This is a genomic window from Aestuariivivens sp. NBU2969 (assembly GCF_019931125.1).
Taxonomy (GTDB): Bacteria; Bacteroidota; Bacteroidia; order Flavobacteriales; family Flavobacteriaceae; genus Aestuariivivens; species Aestuariivivens marinum.
On the sequence record NZ_JAIOUU010000012.1, the window covers coordinates 1 to 20,248 of the forward strand.

A 20,248-nucleotide genomic window follows, 5' to 3' on the forward strand; every position below is an offset into this window, starting at 1 on the left:
TTAGGGGAGTCAGGAATACGGAATACTTCTTATATCGCTTGATTAAATTATATTCTTAAAATGGTAAAAACCCAGATTTTGGACTTGATCCAAGAAAACCAAGTAAAAGAAGTTTTAGTAGACCAAAAAAAATTAAATGAAATCTAACAATTAGTTTTCTAATACTGATATTGACTAAAACAAAAGCTTATTGGTTCAATATTTCCATAAAAATTCCAGTATAAAAAAGATAAAGTTTAAGCCGCAGATATTAAACCCTATTTTTGAAGATTACAATGTTAAGCAGTTTTTATAGAGCAATAAAAAAGGGACAAATCTAAAAATTAGAATTGTCCCAGGAAGTACAGAAGGCGGGACTTGAACCCGCACGGCCATAATGGCCATTGGATTTTAAGTCCAACGTGTCTACCAATTCCACCACTTCTGCATAGTAAAGTTAATTACTTGGACTTTTATAAAAAGCAGAGCGAAAGACGGGATTTGAACCCGCGACCCTCACCTTGGCAAGGTGATGCTCTACCCCTGAGCTACTTTCGCAGTTTATTTAAATGAACTACCTGTAACAAACAGGCTTTCAATCTTTCGATTGCGGATGCAAATTTAAAATATTTCTACTAAAACCAAAGCCTTTTATAAAAATAAATAGAATTTATTTTAGGCCTGCTTTTTCTTAACCAACATGCGCTTAATTTCATTAAGCTTCATAAGCGCTTCTACAGGGGTAAGGGTATCTATATCGGTATGTAAAATCTCGTCTTTAATATTTTCCAACAACGGATCGTCAAGATTAAAAAAACTAAGTTGCATCTCCTTATTAAAGGACTTTACCTTCTCGGTAAGCTCTTCACTAGAATGGGATTGTTCCAGTTTCTTTAAAATCTTATTGGCTTTATGTAACACCTGTTGGGGCATGCCTGCCATTTTAGCCACATGAATACCAAAACTATGTGCGCTACCCCCTTCAACCAATTTTCTTAAAAACAATACATTGTCTTTTAATTCTTTTACTGAAACATTGAAATTTTTAATTCGCTCAAAAGTTTCGGTCATTTCGTTAAGTTCGTGGTAATGTGTTGCAAACAAGGTTTTTGGTTTGGCCGGATGCTCATGCAGGTACTCACTAATAGCCCAGGCTATGGAAATCCCATCATAGGTACTGGTCCCACGTCCAATTTCATCCAATAACACCAAACTTCTACTGGAAATATTATTTAATATAGATGCTGTTTCATTCATCTCTACCATAAAGGTACTTTCTCCCATTGATATATTATCACTGGCACCTACCCTTGTAAAGATTTTATCTACCAATCCGATTTTGGCTTCTTGAGCTGGCACAAAACTTCCTATTTGGGCTAAAAGCACAATTAAAGCGGTTTGCCTCAAAATAGCAGATTTACCCGACATATTGGGTCCCGTAATCATGATGATTTGTTGTGAAGTGTTGTCTAAAAATAGATTGTTAGCGATATAAGCTTCTCCAATAGGCAATTGTTTTTCAATAACAGGATGGCGTCCCTCTTTAATATCCAGATTAAAACCATCGTTAATGATTGGGTACACATAATTATTCTCGTTTGCCAATTGTGCAAACCCACACATACAATCTAATTGACCTATTAACTGGGCATTTTGTTGAACCGCTTTGATATATTGGTTCATCCAAGCTACCAATTCTGAAAACAACTGTTGTTCTATAGACAAAATACGTTCTTCTGCTCCTAGGATTTTAGCCTCATAAGTTTTAAGTTCTTCGGTTATGTAACGTTCTGCATTTACAAGGGTTTGCTTTCTAATCCAATTTGCAGGTACTTTATCTTTATGTGTATTTCGCACTTCAATATAATAGCCAAAAACATTGTTTGATGCTATTTTAAGCGAAGTGATACCTGTTCGTTCCGTTTCACGTTCAAGCATATCATCCAGATAATCTTTTCCTGATTTTGACAGGTTTCTTAACTCATCCAATTCTGGAGAAAAACCGGAAGTAATGGTATTTCCTTTTAATACATTTACAGGTGCTTCTTCATTTAAAGTTTCCTTTATTTTTTCACGAAGCACCTCACAACTTTGTAAATTATCACCAATAACCCCTAAAGAGTCATTTTTACAATTTGAAGCCAAAGCTTTTATGGGTACAATGGCTTCCAAGGAATTTTTAAGTTGAATGACCTCTCGGGGGTTCACTTTTCCAGTTGCTATTTTGGAAATTAACCGTTCTAAATCACCTATATGCTTAATATGATGCTGTATTTTCTGAAGCTCTGTTTTATTTTTGGTCAAAAAGCAGACTACTTCATGGCGTTGCTTAATTTTATCTAAACTTTTTAAGGGCAAGGCCAACCAACGCTTTAACATCCTGCCTCCCATGGGCGAGATGGTTTTATCTATTACGTTTAGCAATGTTACAGCATTATTATTAGTAGAATGGTAAAGTTCTAGGTTACGTATAGTAAACTTATCCATCCACACATAATCATCTTCAGCTATTCTGGAAATAGAGGTAATGTGTTGTAGTTTATGATGTTGGGTTTCACTTAAATAATGCAGAATAGAACCAGACGCAATGACACCCTCATATAAATCCTCAACCCCGAAGCCTTTAAGCGTTGTGGTATTGAAATGTTTGATTAAGGTTTCGTAAGCATAATCGGTTTGATAAACCCAATCTTCTAAATAAAAGTTATGGAAATCAGGCCCAAACGTCTCAAGGAATAAAGTTCGTTTCTGTTTAGATACCAACACCTCACTAGGGTTAAAATTTTGAAGTAATTTATCAATATACTCAGTATTGCCTTGAGAGGTCAAAAATTCACCTGTAGAGATATCTAAAAATGCAATTCCTATATATTTTGTTGCTGAATGTGTTGAGGCATCAAAATACACCGAGCACAAAAAGTTATTCGATTTAGAGACCAATACCTCATCGTTTAATGCTACACCAGGAGTTACTAATTCGGTAACACCACGCTTTACTATGGTTTTAGTTTGTTTGGGGTCTTCCAATTGGTCACAAATAGCTACACGCTCACCAGCCTTAACCAATTTGGGCAAATAGGTGTTTAGTGAATGGTGTGGAAACCCGGCCAACTCTGTTTCACTTTCACTACCGGCACCGCGTTTGGTTAAAATAATACCCAAAATACCAGCAGCTTTAACAGCATCTTCACCAAAGGTTTCATAAAAATCGCCCACACGAAACAACAACAACGCATCAGGGTATTTGGCCTTTATGGCATTGTACTGCTTCATTAACGGCGTTTCCTTTTTTACTTTTTTTGCCAATGGGGTTTTGTTTTTTAAATATTACTTTTGCGAAAATAGTAGCATGCAATGTAGCACTAATTTCAAGTTTTATGAAGTTGACACCACAGAAGTTATCTACAATTAAACTGAGATTTTAACAATAATCTATTTAAAATCTATATGCCACTGTAAAAATAACTTAATAAAACAATATGAGAAAACTAAAAAATAGTGAATTGGATCGCTTGAGTTTAGACTCCTTTAAAGCGGCTAAAAAAACACCCCTCATTATTGTATTGGACAACATTAGGAGCTTAAACAATATAGGATCTGTATTCAGAACCAGCGATGCATTTTTAATTGAAAAAATTTACCTCTGTGGTATTACGGCAACTCCACCACATAAGGACATCCATAAAACCGCTTTAGGAAGTACCGAAACAGTTGATTGGGAATATGTTAAGGACACATTGGAATTGGTTGAAAAGCTAAAAGTAGAAGGCGTAAAGATTTGTGCTATAGAACAAGTTGAAAACGCCACCATGCTTAACGATTTTAATCCAGAATCTCATACTAAATACGCTTTGATCTTTGGCAACGAGGTAAAAGGCGTTGCGCAAAAAGTGGTTAGCGCTAGTGATGTGGTAATTGAAATTCCACAATACGGCACCAAGCACTCACTAAACATTTCTGTAAGTTGTGGAGTGGTAATTTGGGATGTATATTCAAAGTTAAAGCCACAAAATTAGAAAGACGAAGTTGCTGAAAGCTTAAACTAATGATAAATAAAGCTAAAAAGCCCTGGCCCACCAAAGCTGCCATGACCCAGATTTACGATATGAAACTCTGGGGAGGTGAGAATTTCGATTTTTATTCTGGTGAAGGCTCACATGACCCAAACATTGTAAACCCCTATTTAAATGCTGTAACTACTTTTTTAAGATCTTTACACAAACCTTTAGTTATTTGTGATTTAGGCTGCGGAGATTTCAATATTGGCAGACAACTGGCTCCTTATGCAAAAAAATACGTCGCCATAGATATTGTTGAATCCCTTATTGAAAGAAACAAAAAACTATACAAAGATAAAAACTTAGAGTTTCATTGCTTGAACATTGCCAAAGACAAACTTCCAAAAGCAGATTGCGTTATACTTAGGCAGGTATTACAACATTTGTCGAATACAGAAATACAAAGTATTATAGGTCGATTAAAAGTATATAAATACATTATTTTAACCGAACACATCCCAATGGGTGATTTTACCCCTAATAAAGATATCATTTCGGGACAAGGCATTCGATTAAAACAAAATAGTGGTGTTAATGTTCTAGAAGCTCCTTTTAATTTAATGGTTAAAGGTAAAAAACAACTTGGTGAATACATTTTAGAAAATAAAAAAGGACAAATTGTAACATTACTACTTAAAATGTTTTAATTCAACCTTTTAATGAAAATTTTTATACATAATTTAACTTGATTCTAAACTTAAAAAAATCTAATTTCGTTTATCTATCGATACAGTTAGTTTATTAAAACACAACCACAACTTAATGTTGTTTTTAAAACAAAAAGCTTATCAAACTAAATAGCTTTATGAAACATAAGATTGGAATAATTTATTCTTCAGTAGATGGCCAAACCCGGAAGATTTGTGAAAAATTAAATTTAATTTTTAGAAAAAACCAAATAGAAACAGAATTGTACTCTATTGACGAGTTTAATAATGATTTATTTGAATGCCATACGCTCATAATTGGAGCAAGTGTTAGATATGGCAAGCATAACAGCAAAGTTTACGAATTGATTTTAAATAACAAGGACAAGCTTAATGTCATACAAACCGCCTTATTCTCTGTTAATCTTGTAGCAAGAAAAAAAGAGAAAAATGGAGTCAACACAAATCCTTATATGATAAAATTTCTTAAAGAAATTGGATGGGAGGCGAATTTCATGGAAGTTTTTGCTGGGAAGCTGGACTATGAATCTTATTCTTTTTTTGACAAAATAATGATTAAACTAATTATGAAGTTAACTAATGGTCCAACTAAATCAAAAGAACCAATTGAATTTACCGACTGGAAAAAGGTGAACGATTTTGGGTTAAAAATAATCGAAAACTATAAAAACAAACAAGAACATACGAAAGAACATACGGCTTCAATAATAGAAAATTAAATATGCCTGAATCAGCATAAAAATACTGCACAAGTACTTAATCGAGAATTAGCAGCTTTAAAATTCTAACCTTGCTTATTAACTCCTATAAGTACAAGTCAAAATCAATCTCCACAAATGGCATTCAATACCCATAAATAATCTTTGCGGCTAGCCAAAAAGTCTCTATTGGAAATATCTATAATATTAACCTTAACATCGGTCTGGGTTTTTAGAAAGTCGATATAGCCCGCATTGATTTTTTCCAGATAGTCATCGGCGATATTTTGTTCGTAGTCGCGTCCTCTTTTTTTAATGTTTAGTTGCAACTTTTGGGTGTTTTGATAGAGATACACGTATAAATCGGGTTTGGCAATGTCCTTATACATTAAATAAAATAGCTTACGGTATAGGCTAAACTCCTCTTCCTGCAAAGTAATCTTCGAAAAGATCAACGATTTAAACACATCGTAATCGCTTACCATAAAATCCTTAAACAAATCGAGCTGTGAGAGGTCGTCGCTAATTTGTTGGTAGCGGTCGGCCAAAAAGGACATCTCCAAAGTAAAGGCATAGCGGTTAGGCTCTTCATAAAATTTAGGCAAAAAGGGATTGTCGGCAAAACGTTCCAAAATCAGTTTCGCATTAAAATCGGTGGCTATTTTAGTCGCCAAACTGGTTTTTCCTGCTCCTATATTCCCTTCAATGGCAATGTAATTGTATTTTGAAAAATCAAATTGCTTACTGGGGTTTTTCAACCAAATATTGATAGGCTCCAAAACCGATTTGTCTTTACATTCATCCAACAAAACAGACACTGTTTTATCTAATCTAGGGTGTTTCACCTTAGACGCCACGTCATGAAGTGGTAAGAGCACGAATTTTCGTTTTTGCATTTCTGGATGCGGCACCAGTAAGGTCTCTGAATCAATAATTTGGTCTTGAGCGAAGATAATATCCAAATCGATTGTTCGTGCCTCATAAGTTTGGTCGTCAGTACGAACGCGTCCCATGCCTCGTTCAATATCCAATAAAACTTCAAGCACACTTTGGGGTTCTAAATCACTTTCCATGACCAAGCAGCAATTAAAAAAATCATCACCCTCAAAACCAAAAGCAGCTGATTTATAAACTTTTGATATTAATTTAATAGCACCTATACGCTCAAAAATTAAATCTATGGCATCTTGTAGATACTTGAATTTATCACCTTTATTACTGCCCAATGCAATATGATATGTCATTGCTTTTACCATAGTAAAAAGCAAAATAACTAAAACAATTTTTAATCCATTATATTTACAAGACCTATTTATTCACAATTATAAATGACACCAAAAGACAAACTCGCAGCACAACGCATTTATATTTTGCTAGGTGCGCTATTTATAACCTCATTGGTTGTCTCCAACCTGATCTTTCAAAAATTCTTTTATTGGTACCCTTTTGATATTGAATTTTTTGGCAATAAGCTTTTTGAAATATCGGTGGGCATATTACCCTATCCTCTTACCTTTTTAATCACCGATTTAATTAGTGAGATTTATGGCAAAAAACGAGCTAACGATGTGGTGGTTACCGGAATATTTGCATCACTATTTTCCTTGTTAATCATTTTGGTGGCTAGTAAAGTTCCTGCAACATCATGGTCTTATGTTAATGATGAGTTGTTTACAAAAGTATTTGGAAACTCAGTCATAGCAGTTTTTGCTAGTATGCTTACCTACTTATTTGCCCAGTTTATTGATATACAGATTTATCATTTTTGGAAAAGATTAACTCAAGGTAAACATTTATGGCTTCGTAATAACTTTTCTACTTGGTTTTCCCAATTTGTTGACACTTTTACTATAGTGTTCTTACTATGCTCTTTTGGTATCATTGAATGGGTAAACTTTAAAGGATTGCTAGTTAGTGGCTTTTTATTTAAAGTAATTGTAGCGGCTTGCGATACACCTTTTTTATATATTGGTGTTTACTTTTTTAGAAGAAGATTTAAGTTAAAAGTAAATGAAGAGATTGATTTGCTCTAAAACTTCACACCTTAACAAAATGATAAGATACATTTTTCAACCTTTAACAACTTTTCTACGTATATTCTTTTGAGCTAACTTTCAAAAAAATAAGACACTATAAATCCCCAATATGAAATGAGACATAACAGGAAGTTGATACCAACCGAAATGATTATTGGCGAATTACATCTGACCTATAAAAACCATAAAATTTAAACAGATGAAAAAAACTTTTAAAATCATTGGCATTACACTATTAATTGCTCTAGGACTTCTAATAGCAATTCCCTTTGCCTTTCAAGGCAAAATAACTGATATGGTTAAAAAGGTTATAAATGACAACCTTAATGTTAAAGTGGAATTTAATGATGTTAGCTTGAGTTTTATTAGAAGTTTTCCAAAAGCCCATGTAAACGTTAATGATTTGGTCATTACAAATTTTGAACCTTTTAGGGATGAAACTTTAGCCACTGCAAAAGGCATTGCTTTTAGCATGTCTATTAAAGAATTGTTTAAGGACACCAACAAAGAACCTATAGTTATTAACTCTATAAGTGTTGATGAGGTTTTATTGACTTTAAAAACTGATGAATTTGGAAATAACAATTACGATATCACTAAAAACGATAATACAGCATCTCCTAAAGGCAATGAAAACAACTTTGCTTTAGATATTGAAGATTACAGCATAAATAATAGTGCATTAACTTATATTGATGAAAGCACCAATGTATCAGTTTATATTACAGAACTTAACCATGCTGGTCATGGTATTTTTTCTTCAGAGACTTCGGAATTGGAGACCACCAGCGAAGCTAATGTTAGTTTAAGTATAGACAGCACCAATTATTTGAGTAACAACACTATTAAACTAGATGCTTTAATTGGATTAGACTTAAGGAACAATACCTATACTTTTAAAGAGAACCAAGGGTTTATAAATGAATTGCCTATTCAATTCAAAGGTCATATACAGCAATTGGATAACGGACAGGATATCGATATTACTTTTGAAAATCCTGAATCTGATTTCAAAAATTTCCTAGCTGTAATACCTAAGGTATATTCGAAAAATATTGAAAATGTTCAAACTACCGGTGATTTTAAAATAAAAGGTACTATAAAAGGACTAAGTTCTGAAGAAACCATTCCCAACTTTGACATTTCCATTACCTCAAATAACGCTTCCTTTAAATACCCTGACTTACCGAAACGAGTTAGTAATATTAATATTAGCGCCTTTATAAAAAATACTACTGGGAACGTCGATGACACTTTTGTTGATATTGAAACACTGGATTTTATAATTGACGGTGACGTTTTTAAATCGTCTGCAACTTTAAAAAACCTTACCAAAAACATGTTGGTGAATGCTAACATTAATGGAGTTTTAAACTTAGCTAACATTGCTAAAGCCTACCCCATAACACTGGAAACCCCTTTAACCGGTATTTTAAGAGGTAACATCAATACGGCTTTCGATATGAAGGCTATTGAAACCAATGCTTACGCCCGGATTAAAAACAGTGGTTCTGTAAGCATTACTGATTTTATTTTTTCATCTGAAGCTATTGCAAACCCAATTCACATTACAGAAGCCAATATGGACTTTAATACAGGCACGGTATCTCTAAATAATTTTAAAGTCAAAACGGGTGATAGTGACTTAAAGGCTACAGGAACCATTAAAAATCTATTAGGTTTTTTGTTAAGTGACGGTAATTTGCAAGGCGATTTTAAAGTCAACTCATCACTATTTAAGGTTAGTGATTTTATGACTGAAAATGAAGCAGCCCAAAAGAAGAAAATCATTAACGAAGATGAATCATTAAAAATTCCAGCCTTTTTGGATTGCACCATAAATGCTAATGCAAATACTGTTGTTTATGACAATTTGAACTTAAAAGATGTTAAAGGTACCCTTGTCATAAAAGATCAAAAAGCATCTTTATATAACTTGACCTCTAGCATGTTCGATGGTGCTCTGGCCTTGGCAGGTGATGTAACAACTAAAGGCAAAACCCCTAATTTTAACCTAAACTTAAACGCCAACGATTTTGATATTGCCAAATCTTTTAATGGTATGGAACTACTTCAAAATTTGGCGCCTATCGCCAAGCTGCTTCAAGGTAAACTAAATACCAATATCACTTTAAAAGGAAATTTAGACAACGATTTCTCTCCTGTTTTAAGTTCGGTTACAGGAAATGCCTTAGCAGAATTGTTAAGCACTAAGTTCAATACAGATCAATCCAAACTAATTAGCAGCCTTGAAGGTGCACTAAATTTTATAGATTTTGACAAATTAAATTTAAACGATTTAAAAACGCAATTTGAATTTGCCGATGGCAAAGTTGCCGTTAAACCATTTAAATTGAAATATGAAGATATTGCTATTGAAATTTCGGGCACTCACGGTTTTGATAAAACTGTAGACTACAAAGCTATTTTTAATGTCCCCACTAAATATTTGGGCAGTGATATTAACCGCCTTATTGGTAAAATAGATATGGTTGAAGCCAATAGCCTTTCTATTCCCGTTACGGCCAACATAACAGGTTCTTTCACCAATCCGACTGTTAAAACAGACCTTTCGAGTGGCGTTAAAAACTTAACACAACAACTCATAAAAATCGAAAAGCAAAAATTGCTCAATCAAAGCAAAGACAAGGTAAAAAATATGTTAGGAGATATTGTTGGCGCTAACAAAACAAAAACGGATTCCATAAAGAAACTGCAAGATAATTCGGTTAAAGATATATTAAGTGGCATCATAAAACCCCAGGGTACTCAAACCGACTCCATACCAACCGATTCAACAAAAACACCAGAGAAAAAAATTAAGAATGTTTTGGGTGGTTTATTAGGTGGGCAAAAGAAAACACAGAAAGATACGGTAAACTAGTAAAATGGCTGCAAAATGGTTTAAACCTTTCTGTTCTTTGGACACTTTCCCGTAATAAGGGAAAGAAACAACTTTTAATAGAAAAGATAGCTTAACGAATAGATATTTTAACCACAACACCCTCATTGGCGCGGATATTAAATACCGTTTCATCTTCAAAAATGAGGTACTGTCCTTTTACACCAACCAATTTACCTTTATAATCCAACTGTTTTACAATATTTAAGCTTTTAGGCTTTTCAGGAAATTTAATCACTGGAAAGTCTAAGTTGGTTTCGGTATTCGTTTCTATGAAATAGTCCTTAACCTCATCAGGAATGTATTGTTTTAATCGCTCACGCCATGCTACCAAATCTTCATCCTTAATCTCATTTTTAAGCATAGTACGCCAATTAGTTTTATCACTCACATGGTCTTTTAATGCTACTTCGGTAATTCCAGCCAAATAACGATTAGGAACTTCTACTATTTCAATAGCTTCATGCGCCCCTTGGTCAATCCATCGGGTAGGTACTTGATTTTTTCGGGTTACTCCCACTTTTACATTACTAGAATTAGCTAAATAAACAATATGAGGCTGCAATTGAACTTGTTTTTCATATTCCAAATCGCGGTCTTCCTTTCCTAAATGCGCTGTGCTTAATTCAGGGCGCATGACCCAATCGGCTGCTTGGGGCACTTCATAAAAACACTGTTTATCAAATCCTTGACGGTATATAGGCTTATCTAAGCCACAGTTTAAACATTGATACTTAACAAATTGAATAGTTATGGTTTTATTGAGCAACTGATTTATATTGATGAAGTCATTTTCAAACACCAAATAATATTGGATAGGTTTAGAAAACTCGGTTTCCATTTTTGTTAAAACACCTTGATAGTACATTAAAAAAAAGTATTATTTTAGGATTTTAAAGATAATATAAATATGTCAATTCCATTAGTAAATTCTATTGCTTCTTGGTTTTTAAAGAAGCGGTTTCATCAAATTGAATTGTTTCTTAAATACCCCCATGAAGTTCAAAACGAACTACTTTTAAGTCTTTTAGACTTTGCAAAGCATACCGAAATTGGCAAACAATATGACTTTGCTTCTATTAAAAATTACGACATTTTTGCCGAGCGCATCCCCATAAAAAATTACGAAGGTTGGCAAGACACCATAGAACGCTCCAGGCGAGGGGAATCTAATATTTTTTGGCCTACTCCAATAAAATGGTTTGCCAAATCCAGTGGCACAACGGGCTCTAAAAGCAAATTTATTCCTGTTAGTGAAGAATCGCTTGAAGATTGTCATTATGCTGCCAGCAAGGACTTGCTATGCATGTATTTAAATAACAATGAGGATTCTCAATTATTTACCGGTAAAAGCCTTCGATTAGGTGGAAGCAAGGAATTATATAAAGAAAATGGAACCGTTTTCGGTGATTTATCAGCCATATTAATTGACAATATGCCTTTTTGGGCAGAATTTAGCAGTACCCCAAGCAATAAAGTTTCTTTAATGAGCGATTGGGAACATAAAATGCAGGCCATTGTTGATGAAACTATTCATGAAAACGTTACCAGTCTTGCTGGTGTACCCTCATGGATGCTTGTACTCCTTAATAATGTTCTTGAAACTTCAGGTAAGATTAATTTATTTGAGATTTGGCCTAACCTAGAAGTGTATTTTCATGGAGGCGTAAGTTTTACACCATATATAAATCAGTACAAAAACATACTGCCCAAAAGCAATTTTAAATATTACGAAATTTATAATGCTTCAGAAGGGTTCTTCGCCATTCAAGACCAGAATAATTCTGATGAATTGTTACTCATGCTGGATTATGGCATTTTTTACGAATTTATTCCTATGGATATTTATGCCACAGAACAAGAAAAAGCTATTCCTCTTAGTGACGTAAAACTCAATATAAATTATGCGGTTATTATAACAACCAATGCTGGTTTGTGGCGTTACAAAATAGGGGACACGATTAGGTTCACTTCGCTTAGCCCCTACCGCATTAAAATTTCGGGTAGGACCAAACATCACATTAATGTTTTTGGTGAAGAGTTAATCATTGAAAATGCAGAAGAAGCACTTAAAAAAGTATGCAAGCGTACCAAAGCTGATATTGTAGATTTTACTGCGGCTCCAATCTTTATGGACGGCAAAGAAAAAGGAGCACATGAATGGCTCATTGAATTTAAAACTCCTCCTAAGGACATTAATTATTTTACAGAGTTATTTGACAATGCCTTAAAAGCCTTAAACTCAGACTACGAGGCAAAACGATACAACAACATGACCTTAAACAAACCAACGATTCATGTGGCACGCCAAAACCTTTTCTACGACTGGTTAAAACAAAACAATAAGTTGGGGGGACAACATAAAATACCCAGATTATCCAACACTAGAATTTACTTAGAGGAGCTCTTACACCTAAATCAGTAACCCTGCTTATTTAATCGACTAACGGCATGCCTTAAAGTCTTTTGACGATTATTTGTTCGCCTTATCTAAAAGCTTTAAAAAACTTTTGAAGGGCAATTATTTAGGTCTATTTTTAGACTATAAATTATTAATAGCATTGATAAAATTCCTCATAATGATTATTATTTAATTATATCCATACAAAGAAAAACCACGCTTTTGGCGTGGTTTTTCTTTGTATATCAATGTAAATATTTTAAGACACCGCTTTTAATTTCTTTAGAGTTGTCTTTGTTAATTTTTCCTCAGCATAAAGTTTTGTAACATTAAATTTCTTCTCATCGCTACTTGGCAATTCAAACATAGCATCTGTTAAAATCTCTTCACAAAGTGAACGCAATCCACGGGCACCTAGCTTATACTCAATGGCTTTATCAACAATAAAATTTAAAGCCCCATCAGTAATACTAAAATCAATGTCATCCATGGCAAACAGTTTTTTGTACTGCTTGATAATAGCATTTTTAGGTTCTGTTAAAATAGCTCGTAATGTTTTGGCATCCAATGGATCCATGTAAGTAAGAACAGGTAAACGCCCAATGATTTCTGGGATGAGTCCAAAATCCTTTAAATCTTTTGGAATGATATATTGCAACAAATGGTTTTGATCTACAACGTCATCCGACATTGAAGCACTATAACCCACCGCCTGCATGTTTAAACGTTTTGAAATGATGCGTTCAATGCCATCAAAAGCACCACCCGCTATAAAAAGAATATTTTCGGTATTCACCTCAATAAACTTTTGGTCTGGATGTTTTCTACCACCCTTTGGGGGTACGTTAACAACAGTTCCCTCTAAAAGTTTCAATAAGGCCTGTTGCACACCTTCTCCCGAAACATCTCTGGTTATGGAAGGGTTATCACTTTTACGGGCAATCTTGTCAATCTCATCAATAAATACAAGTCCTTTTTCGGCTTTATCCAGATTATAATCTGCAGCCTGTAATAAACGTGTTAGAATACTTTCTACATCTTCTCCAACATAACCCGCTTCTGTTAACACTGTAGCATCTACAATGGCCAAAGGCACATTAAGCATCCGAGCTATAGTTTTGGCCATAAGTGTTTTACCTGTTCCTGTTTGCCCCACCATGATGATATTACTTTTTTGAATATCAATATCGTCATTAGACTGTGGTTGCAACAAACGCTTATAGTGGTTATATACTGCTACCGACATTACTTTTTTTGTGGCTTCTTGACCTATAATGTAAGTATCTAAAAAGTCCTTTATCTGTTGTGGTTTACGCAGTTTAAGCTCAGCCGATAGATCACTACTGTCGCTTTGCTTAGATTCTTCTATTACAATACCATGAGCCTGCTCGATACACCTATCACAGATATGTGCGTCCAACCCAGCTATTAACAAGTTGGTTTCTGGCTTTTTTCTACCACAAAACGAACATTCTAATTCTTCTTTTGCCATTAATTACTTTTTTAATCCCTCTTAAACCCTCATTTCTAAGGCAATATAAAACTACAAATTTTATTTTAATTCCTTGTCAAAACCTCATCTATCATACCATATTCCTTAGCTTTATCGGCTTTCATCCAATAATCCCTGTCACTATCATTATATATTTTGTCATAATCTTGTCCAGAGTGCTTACTTATGATTTTATAAAGTTCTTCCTTTAGGGTTAATATTTCCCTAGCTGTAATTTCTATATCACTGGCTTGTCCTTGTGCTCCACCTAAGGGTTGGTGAATCATTACTCTGGAATGGGTCAATCCACTACGTTTTCCTTTTTCTCCAGCACATAACAACACGGCTCCCATAGAGGCTGCCATACCTGTACAAATGGTGGCTACGTCTGGTTTGATAAACTGCATGGTATCGTAAATCCCTAAACCTGCATAAACACTACCTCCTGGAGAATTAATATATATTTGAATATCCTTTGAAGCGTCTACACTTTCTAAAAACAACAACTGTGCCTGAATAATGTTTGCTACCTGATCATTTATAGCTGTACCCATAAAAATGATACGGTCCATCATTAAACGGGAAAAAACATCAAAAATAGCAATGTTCATCTGGCGTTCTTCAATAATGTTTGGCGTTAAATTAGTAGGGTACATGCTACTTATTATTTTATTATAGTATGTGCTACTAATGCCTTGGTCTTTTATCGCGAATTTTTGAAATTCCTTTGCGTAATCCATAATATATTTTTGTTTTTTAATTCGGTTAACTTAAAATACGTCATTCTAAATGCGCCATGCAGTGTGTGTTGAAATGAAATAAAAATTCCTAGAAGCGAGGCATGGAATCTCAAACAAAAGATAAGCTCTTCGCTTACACCCTGAGTGACAATGAACTAATTTTTATTCGGGCAAACTAATTAATTATTTACCCCGAATAAAAAAGCGCTTAAACCAAATGAGTTTAAGCGCCTAAATATAATGAATTATTATTTGATTTATTTGTCGCCGTAGACTTCTTTAACAAAGTCTTCATAACTCAATTCTTTTACCTTGATATTTGCTTTTTCTTTGTAAACTTCCAATAATTTCTGACTTATTAATTGTTCTGAAATACGACGGGCTTCTTCTTGATTGGACAACACACGAGCTGCAATATCGTCTAATTCCTTATCAGAAGGATTCATTTGTCCAAATTGAGCCATTTGCGCTTTAATCATCTGTCTTGCATGATTCTTAATATCATCCATGGTCACTTGAATGTTATTGTCTTCAATAAGCTTTCCTTCAATTAATTGATAACGCAAGCTCTTTTCTGACTTTTCATACTCTTCTTTAGCCTGTTCTGAGTCCATTTCCTTTTCACCTGAAGCCTGTAACCATTTTGTTAAAAATTCAGCAGGCAAATCAAACTTTGTATTATCAACCAAATATTCGGTAACATCATTCAACAACTTTTGGTCGGCTTGTTGCACAAATTGCTTTTCGGCATCCTCTTTTATTTTTGTTTTCAATTCGGTTACCGACTTTACCACATCCTTACCAAAAAGTTTATCAAATAATTCTTGATCTAAATCGGCTAATTCGCGCTTATTGATTTCTGTAATAGTAAAAGTTACTTCAATATCCAAGCCGTGAACTTCATCATGTCCTAGTTTCAAGGCATGCATCAACTCATGTTCATCATCAAAAAGTCCTTTTGTTTTTAATGTTATAACATCACCAACTTTAGCACCAACAAACTTCTTTTCGGTAGCTTTACCCTTAAATTTATCTAAAGTTAAAGTAACCGTATTGTCTATTTCTTTTTCTTCGTTTTTATAAGCACCTGTTACCTCACTATCCTTTTCAACTACATCCTGAGAGACTAACTTACCGTACTGTTTTTGAATACGCTCTACTTGCTCACTTATCATTTTATCGTCGGCAACAATATTGTAATGGGTTATAGCCTTTTTACTTTTAAGATTGACTTCAAATTCAGGAGCTAACCCTAACTCAAATTCAAATGTAAACGCATCGGAATCCCAATCGATGTCATCCTGTGGCTTTGGAAGTGGCTGCCCTAAAACATCCAACTTTTCTTCGGTAAGATATTTGTTTAATGCGCCTTGCAATAGTTTGTTTACTTCATCTACCAATACTGCCTTACCATATTGCTTTTTCACCATACCCATTGGCACATGTCCTTTTCTAAAGCCAGGAATGTTTGCCGTTTTACGATAATCTGTTAAGATTTTTTCAACCTTATCACTGTAGTCTTCTTTAGCAATATCTACTTTTACTACCGCATTCAATGCATCAACGTTTTCTCTTGTAATATTCATGTTTTAAACTATAATATTAGATAACCAAAATCGGGATGCAAAAGTATAATATTTTTTGCATCCCGACAAAGTTTTAATTGCTTGATTTTGAAGCTATTTTTTATCTTCTTTTAAAAGTGAATGTAGTATAGATTGCAGTATGGAAAGTAACACACTAAATATTAATGCCCACCAAATATTTGTTACCGAAAATCCGGTAATTAAATTATCGGCCAATAAGATGATCAGAGCATTTATAATGAGTAAAAACAGGCCTAAGGTCACTATGGTTATTGGCAATGTAAAAATGATTAGAATAGGCTTAACCAATAAATTTAAAACAGATAGGACTAGGGCCACAATAATAGCGGTAACATAGCCATCTACATAAACCCCAGACAATATATTGGCAAGAATTACAACCGCTAGAGCATTTAATAAAAGTTTAAGAATCAATTTCATAATTTTTGAGATTTCAATAAAAATACAAAAAAACTAAAGGACAAACTTTATAACCGCTTCAAAAAAGTCCTTTGGATTTTCAGCATGGAGCCAGTGTCCCGCATTTGCAATGGTCACTATTTTAGCTTGGGGAAAGTGATTAAGGATTATATTTTCGTCATCAATACCTATATACTCTGATCGATCTCCTCTTAAAAACAGGACACTCTTATCAAACGTTGCAAATGCAGGCAAGGCTTCACCTACCTCGCCAACTTCTTGTTTTAAAACCTCTAGATTTATACGCAATCCTAAACGTCCTTTCTCTTCCCAATACAAGTTTTTCAATAAAAATTGACGTGTCCCATAATCTGAAACATAGTGACTTAAAACGCTATCGGCTCCTCCCCTGCTTTGTATTTCATCAAAGTTTAATGCCGAAAGCCCCTCCAAAATCAAATCGTGGTGTATGGGATAAAATCGTGGAGAAATATCGGCTACTAATAATTTTGAAACCAATTCCGGATATAAGGTAGAGAACAACATAGCCGTTTTACCTCCCATGGAGTGCCCTAGCAAAATAATATCTTCTAACTGATAATGGTTGCAATAAACTTTTAAATCTTCTACAAGGCACTCATAATTAAACTCGTTGCTCCAAAAACTTCTACCATGGTTCCGCTGATCTACCAAATGCACTTGAAAACCAAAATCACTAAATTGTTTACCCAGTGTTTTCCAATTATCACTCATTCCCAAAAACCCATGTAAGATTACAAGTGGTTTACCTTCTCCTATTATATTTGAATGTAATATCATAAAATTCTCTTATTGGCTAAGGCTCTCGAAGCTACCATAATCTAAAATCTAAATTTTATCAAGGAAGCTTCAAGGAACTCAGTCTCGATAAGTCTACCCTTTAAGTTTATTAAGATACATCTGAATCACATTTTCCACACCCAAATATAAACTTTCAGCTATTAATGCATGACCAATAGAAACCTCTAATAAGTTTGGCACTTCATTTTTAAAAAACTCGATGTTGTCCAATGACAGATCATGACCGGCATTAACACCCATTCCCAAATTAGTCGCTAACTGAGCACATGTTACATAAGGCACAACCGCCTTTTCGTTTCCTAGACTATATTGATGCGCAAAAGCCTCAGTGTATAACTCAATACGATCAGTTCCAGTAGCCTTTGCCCCTTCTATTTGATTTAAGACTGGATCAACAAAAATAGAGGTTCTAATACCGTTATTTTTAAACTCTTTTATAACATCCATTAAAAAACTATTGTGTTTTAAGGTATCCCAACCTGCATTACTGGTAATGGCATCAACTGCATCTGGCACTAAAGTTACCTGTGTTGGTTTCACTTCTAAAACCAATTTAACAAAAGAGTCAATAGGATTCCCTTCAATGTTATATTCAGTGTTAACCTCTGGCTTTAAATCACGTGCATCTTGGTAACGAATATGACGTTCGTCTGGCCTTGGATGAATGGTTACCCCTTCAGCTCCAAAACGCTGCACATCCTTTGCAAACTGTACCACATTGGGCACATCGCCTCCTCTGGAATTACGCAATGTGGCTATCTTATTAATATTTACGCTTAACTTTGTCATGTATTTGTTTTAAAAGGCAAAAATACAAAGTAGAACAACCTTAAATACTATTTTTTTAATTAATTTGCATGCTGTAAACCCTCATTAAGTGAAACTTTCAGAATTAATTATAAATGACATAACACCTGTAAACAATAAAGGACAAATAAGTGATTTGCAACTATTGTTCAATCAGTTAACTTATTCCCATATCCCTGTTATTGATAATGACTTTAATTATTTAGGATGTTTGTTTGAAACCGATGTGCATTGTTTTGATGGCAGCAAACCCATAAGTGATTTTAGCTATGCCTATGAAAATTTCTATGTTAAAAACACTACGTTATGGCTAGATGTACTCGAGGCTTTTGCCAGAAATTCCAGTAACATAATGCCTGTTTTAGATGATGGCAATCGTTATTTAGGATACTATGAACTTAATGATGTAATAAGTCTTTTTGGTGAATCACCCTTCTTTATAGAACCAGGAGAAATACTGGTAATTGAAAAGGGCATCAACGATTATTCGTTTAGCGAAATTAGTCAAATCATTGAATCTAATGACGGAAAGTTATTAGGTGCTTTTGTTTCTAAAACAAAAAACGATGTGGTACAGGTTACTATTAAAATTAGCAATGCTTCATTAAATGATGTGCTGCATACCTTTAGAAGGTATAGCTATAATATTGTATCGGGTCACGAAGATGACACCTACAATAAAACACTTAAAGATCGCTCAGATTATTTGAACAAATATTTAAACATGTAATACTTATGAAGGTTGCAGTTTTTGGACGCTTTTATAACAAAACCACAAGTGCTTCGGTATTGACGCTTTTTAATTATTTACTAAAAAAAAATATTGAAGCTTATATAGAAACAGAATTCTATCAGCTTATAAAAAACAATTCAACTATCATTAAAGATTTTGCATCCTTTAAAACCTTCGATACTTTAGATGATTCATTTGATTTGCTCATTAGCGTTGGTGGTGATGGTACCATCTTAAGGGCCATTACCTTTGTTAAGGATACAGATATTCCCATTATAGGTATTAATACTGGGCGTTTAGGTTTTTTAGCAACCATCCAGGACGACCAAATCGAGAGTGCTATACAAGACATTATTGATGGTAACTATAAAATTTCTGAACGCAGTTTACTTTCTGTTGAAACACAGCCTGAAAATAAAAGCATTTCGTCTTTCAATTTTGCATTAAACGAGGTTACGGTTAGCAGAAAAAACACCGCCTCCATGATTATTGTTGAAACTCTTATGGATGGTGAATACCTAACATCGTATTGGAGTGATGGTTTAATTATATCTACACAAACAGGCTCAACAGGGTACTCTTTAAGTTGTGGCGGGCCAGTTATTACCCCTGGTGCCAATAGTTTTGTATTAACTCCTATTGCCCCCCATAATTTAGGTGTTCGCCCCTTGGTCATTCCAGACTCAACACAAATACAGTTAAAAGTAGATGGCAGGGAAGCCCAACATCTAATATCCTTAGATTCCAGAATCGCCACACTTAACAATGGCACTATCATTACTATTAAAAAAGCCAATTTTAAGATTAAGATGCTTGATCTTTTAAACGAAAGCTTTTTGGTTACCCTTAGAAAAAAACTGCTTTGGGGCCAGGACAAACGCAATTAAC

The 20,248-nt window shown here is 34.3% G+C and carries 17 protein-coding genes and 2 tRNA genes; 8 read left to right on the forward strand and 11 right to left on the reverse strand.

The window, feature by feature from the left end; translation table 11 throughout:
* Positions 1–342: 342 nt before the first annotated feature.
* The 3 genes from K7G79_RS09690 to mutS form a co-directional block, all read right to left on the reverse strand.
* Positions 343–427 (reverse strand) — tRNA-Leu (locus tag K7G79_RS09690).
* 38 nt (positions 428–465) lie between these two features.
* A tRNA-Gly gene (locus K7G79_RS09695) sits at positions 466–537 on the reverse strand.
* Between the two features lie 117 nt (positions 538–654).
* The gene (gene mutS / locus K7G79_RS09700) at positions 655–3,285 is read right to left on the reverse strand and encodes a DNA mismatch repair protein MutS (RefSeq protein ID WP_223551382.1); all 2,631 of its coding nucleotides are present in this window, start codon (positions 3,283–3,285) and stop codon (positions 655–657) included.
* Between the two features lie 173 nt (positions 3,286–3,458).
* On the opposite strand from mutS, the gene K7G79_RS09705 reads away from it, so the two are divergent.
* The 3 genes from K7G79_RS09705 to hemG all read left to right on the forward strand — a co-directional run bounded on the left by K7G79_RS09705 (position 3,459) and on the right by hemG (position 5,424).
* Positions 3,459–3,995: an RNA methyltransferase gene (locus tag K7G79_RS09705; protein WP_223551383.1), complete on the forward strand. Its 537-nt coding sequence runs from the start codon at positions 3,459–3,461 to the stop codon at positions 3,993–3,995.
* 29 nt (positions 3,996–4,024) lie between these two features.
* A complete protein-coding gene (locus tag K7G79_RS09710) occupies positions 4,025–4,684 on the forward strand; it encodes a class I SAM-dependent methyltransferase (protein WP_223551384.1) in 660 nt (219 codons plus the stop codon).
* 158 nt (positions 4,685–4,842) lie between these two features.
* Positions 4,843–5,424 (forward strand): menaquinone-dependent protoporphyrinogen IX dehydrogenase, encoded by a 582-nt coding sequence (gene hemG, locus K7G79_RS09715; RefSeq protein WP_223551385.1) that lies wholly within the window; start codon positions 4,843–4,845, stop codon positions 5,422–5,424.
* Between the two features lie 104 nt (positions 5,425–5,528).
* Here the strand turns inward: hemG and folK are convergent, their stop codons facing one another.
* Positions 5,529–6,659 (reverse strand): 2-amino-4-hydroxy-6-hydroxymethyldihydropteridine diphosphokinase, encoded by a 1,131-nt coding sequence (gene folK / locus K7G79_RS09720; protein WP_223551386.1) that lies wholly within the window; start codon positions 6,657–6,659, stop codon positions 5,529–5,531.
* A gap of 72 nt (positions 6,660–6,731) precedes the next feature.
* Between folK and K7G79_RS09725 the strand changes: the two genes are divergently transcribed.
* Together K7G79_RS09725 and K7G79_RS09730 are read left to right on the forward strand one after the other, a co-directional pair.
* On the forward strand, positions 6,732–7,436 hold the full coding sequence (locus tag K7G79_RS09725; RefSeq protein WP_223551387.1) for a queuosine precursor transporter: 705 nt from the start codon (positions 6,732–6,734) through the stop codon (positions 7,434–7,436).
* 202 nt (positions 7,437–7,638) lie between these two features.
* Positions 7,639–10,323 carry an AsmA-like C-terminal region-containing protein gene (locus tag K7G79_RS09730; protein ID WP_223551388.1) on the forward strand — a complete coding sequence of 895 codons (2,685 nt, stop codon included), beginning with the start codon at positions 7,639–7,641 and terminating at the stop codon, positions 10,321–10,323.
* A gap of 91 nt (positions 10,324–10,414) precedes the next feature.
* Here the strand turns inward: K7G79_RS09730 and K7G79_RS09735 are convergent, their stop codons facing one another.
* Positions 10,415–11,209 (reverse strand): DUF2797 domain-containing protein, encoded by a 795-nt coding sequence (locus K7G79_RS09735; RefSeq protein WP_223551389.1) that lies wholly within the window; start codon positions 11,207–11,209, stop codon positions 10,415–10,417.
* A gap of 42 nt (positions 11,210–11,251) precedes the next feature.
* On the opposite strand from K7G79_RS09735, the gene K7G79_RS09740 reads away from it, so the two are divergent.
* Positions 11,252–12,766: a GH3 auxin-responsive promoter family protein gene (locus tag K7G79_RS09740; RefSeq protein ID WP_223551390.1), complete on the forward strand. Its 1,515-nt coding sequence runs from the start codon at positions 11,252–11,254 to the stop codon at positions 12,764–12,766.
* 235 nt (positions 12,767–13,001) lie between these two features.
* On the opposite strand, the gene clpX is transcribed toward K7G79_RS09740, so the two are convergent.
* From clpX to K7G79_RS09770, 6 genes are all read right to left on the reverse strand, one after another.
* A complete protein-coding gene (gene clpX / locus K7G79_RS09745) occupies positions 13,002–14,234 on the reverse strand; it encodes an ATP-dependent Clp protease ATP-binding subunit ClpX (RefSeq protein WP_223551391.1) in 1,233 nt (410 codons plus the stop codon).
* Positions 14,235–14,299: 65 nt separating this feature from the next.
* A complete protein-coding gene (gene clpP, locus K7G79_RS09750) occupies positions 14,300–14,974 on the reverse strand; it encodes an ATP-dependent Clp endopeptidase proteolytic subunit ClpP (RefSeq protein WP_223551392.1) in 675 nt (224 codons plus the stop codon).
* 257 nt (positions 14,975–15,231) lie between these two features.
* Positions 15,232–16,560: a trigger factor gene (tig, locus tag K7G79_RS09755; protein WP_223551393.1), complete on the reverse strand. Its 1,329-nt coding sequence runs from the start codon at positions 16,558–16,560 to the stop codon at positions 15,232–15,234.
* A 93-nt stretch (positions 16,561–16,653) separates the two neighbouring features.
* Positions 16,654–17,001, reverse strand: coding sequence for a phage holin family protein (locus K7G79_RS09760; protein WP_223551394.1), 348 nt, complete (start codon positions 16,999–17,001; stop codon positions 16,654–16,656).
* 33 nt (positions 17,002–17,034) lie between these two features.
* Positions 17,035–17,799: an alpha/beta fold hydrolase gene (locus tag K7G79_RS09765; protein WP_223551395.1), complete on the reverse strand. Its 765-nt coding sequence runs from the start codon at positions 17,797–17,799 to the stop codon at positions 17,035–17,037.
* A 93-nt stretch (positions 17,800–17,892) separates the two neighbouring features.
* A complete protein-coding gene (locus tag K7G79_RS09770) occupies positions 17,893–18,609 on the reverse strand; it encodes a pyridoxine 5'-phosphate synthase (RefSeq protein WP_223551396.1) in 717 nt (238 codons plus the stop codon).
* Positions 18,610–18,697: 88 nt separating this feature from the next.
* Between K7G79_RS09770 and K7G79_RS09775 the strand changes: the two genes are divergently transcribed.
* Positions 18,698–19,357 (forward strand): acetoin utilization protein acuB, encoded by a 660-nt coding sequence (locus K7G79_RS09775; protein ID WP_223551397.1) that lies wholly within the window; start codon positions 18,698–18,700, stop codon positions 19,355–19,357.
* A gap of 5 nt (positions 19,358–19,362) precedes the next feature.
* Positions 19,363–20,247 (forward strand): NAD kinase, encoded by an 885-nt coding sequence (locus K7G79_RS09780; RefSeq protein WP_223551398.1) that lies wholly within the window; start codon positions 19,363–19,365, stop codon positions 20,245–20,247.
* Position 20,248 lies beyond the last annotated feature (1 nt).

Excerpts from the sequence above, each read along its gene's own strand:
- K7G79_RS09765 (WP_223551395.1), bottom strand. The coding sequence starts at position 17,799 with ATGATATTACATTCAAATATAATAGGAGAAGGTAAACCACTTGTAATC.
- K7G79_RS09725 (WP_223551387.1), top strand. The coding sequence starts at position 6,732 with ATGACACCAAAAGACAAACTCGCAGCACAACGCATTTATATTTTGCTA.
- clpP (WP_223551392.1), bottom strand. The coding sequence starts at position 14,974 with ATGGATTACGCAAAGGAATTTCAAAAATTCGCGATAAAAGACCAAGGC.
- clpX (WP_223551391.1), bottom strand. The coding sequence starts at position 14,234 with ATGGCAAAAGAAGAATTAGAATGTTCGTTTTGTGGTAGAAAAAAGCCA.
- hemG (WP_223551385.1), top strand. The coding sequence starts at position 4,843 with ATGAAACATAAGATTGGAATAATTTATTCTTCAGTAGATGGCCAAACC.
- K7G79_RS09760 (WP_223551394.1), bottom strand. The coding sequence starts at position 17,001 with ATGAAATTGATTCTTAAACTTTTATTAAATGCTCTAGCGGTTGTAATT.
- K7G79_RS09710 (WP_223551384.1), top strand. The coding sequence starts at position 4,025 with ATGATAAATAAAGCTAAAAAGCCCTGGCCCACCAAAGCTGCCATGACC.
- K7G79_RS09780 (WP_223551398.1), top strand. The coding sequence starts at position 19,363 with ATGAAGGTTGCAGTTTTTGGACGCTTTTATAACAAAACCACAAGTGCT.
- tig (WP_223551393.1), bottom strand. The coding sequence starts at position 16,560 with ATGAATATTACAAGAGAAAACGTTGATGCATTGAATGCGGTAGTAAAA.
- K7G79_RS09705 (WP_223551383.1), top strand. The coding sequence starts at position 3,459 with ATGAGAAAACTAAAAAATAGTGAATTGGATCGCTTGAGTTTAGACTCC.
- K7G79_RS09770 (WP_223551396.1), bottom strand. The coding sequence starts at position 18,609 with ATGACAAAGTTAAGCGTAAATATTAATAAGATAGCCACATTGCGTAAT.
- folK (WP_223551386.1), bottom strand. The coding sequence starts at position 6,659 with ATGGTAAAAGCAATGACATATCATATTGCATTGGGCAGTAATAAAGGT.
- K7G79_RS09740 (WP_223551390.1), top strand. The coding sequence starts at position 11,252 with ATGTCAATTCCATTAGTAAATTCTATTGCTTCTTGGTTTTTAAAGAAG.
- K7G79_RS09730 (WP_223551388.1), top strand. The coding sequence starts at position 7,639 with ATGAAAAAAACTTTTAAAATCATTGGCATTACACTATTAATTGCTCTA.
- K7G79_RS09735 (WP_223551389.1), bottom strand. The coding sequence starts at position 11,209 with ATGTACTATCAAGGTGTTTTAACAAAAATGGAAACCGAGTTTTCTAAA.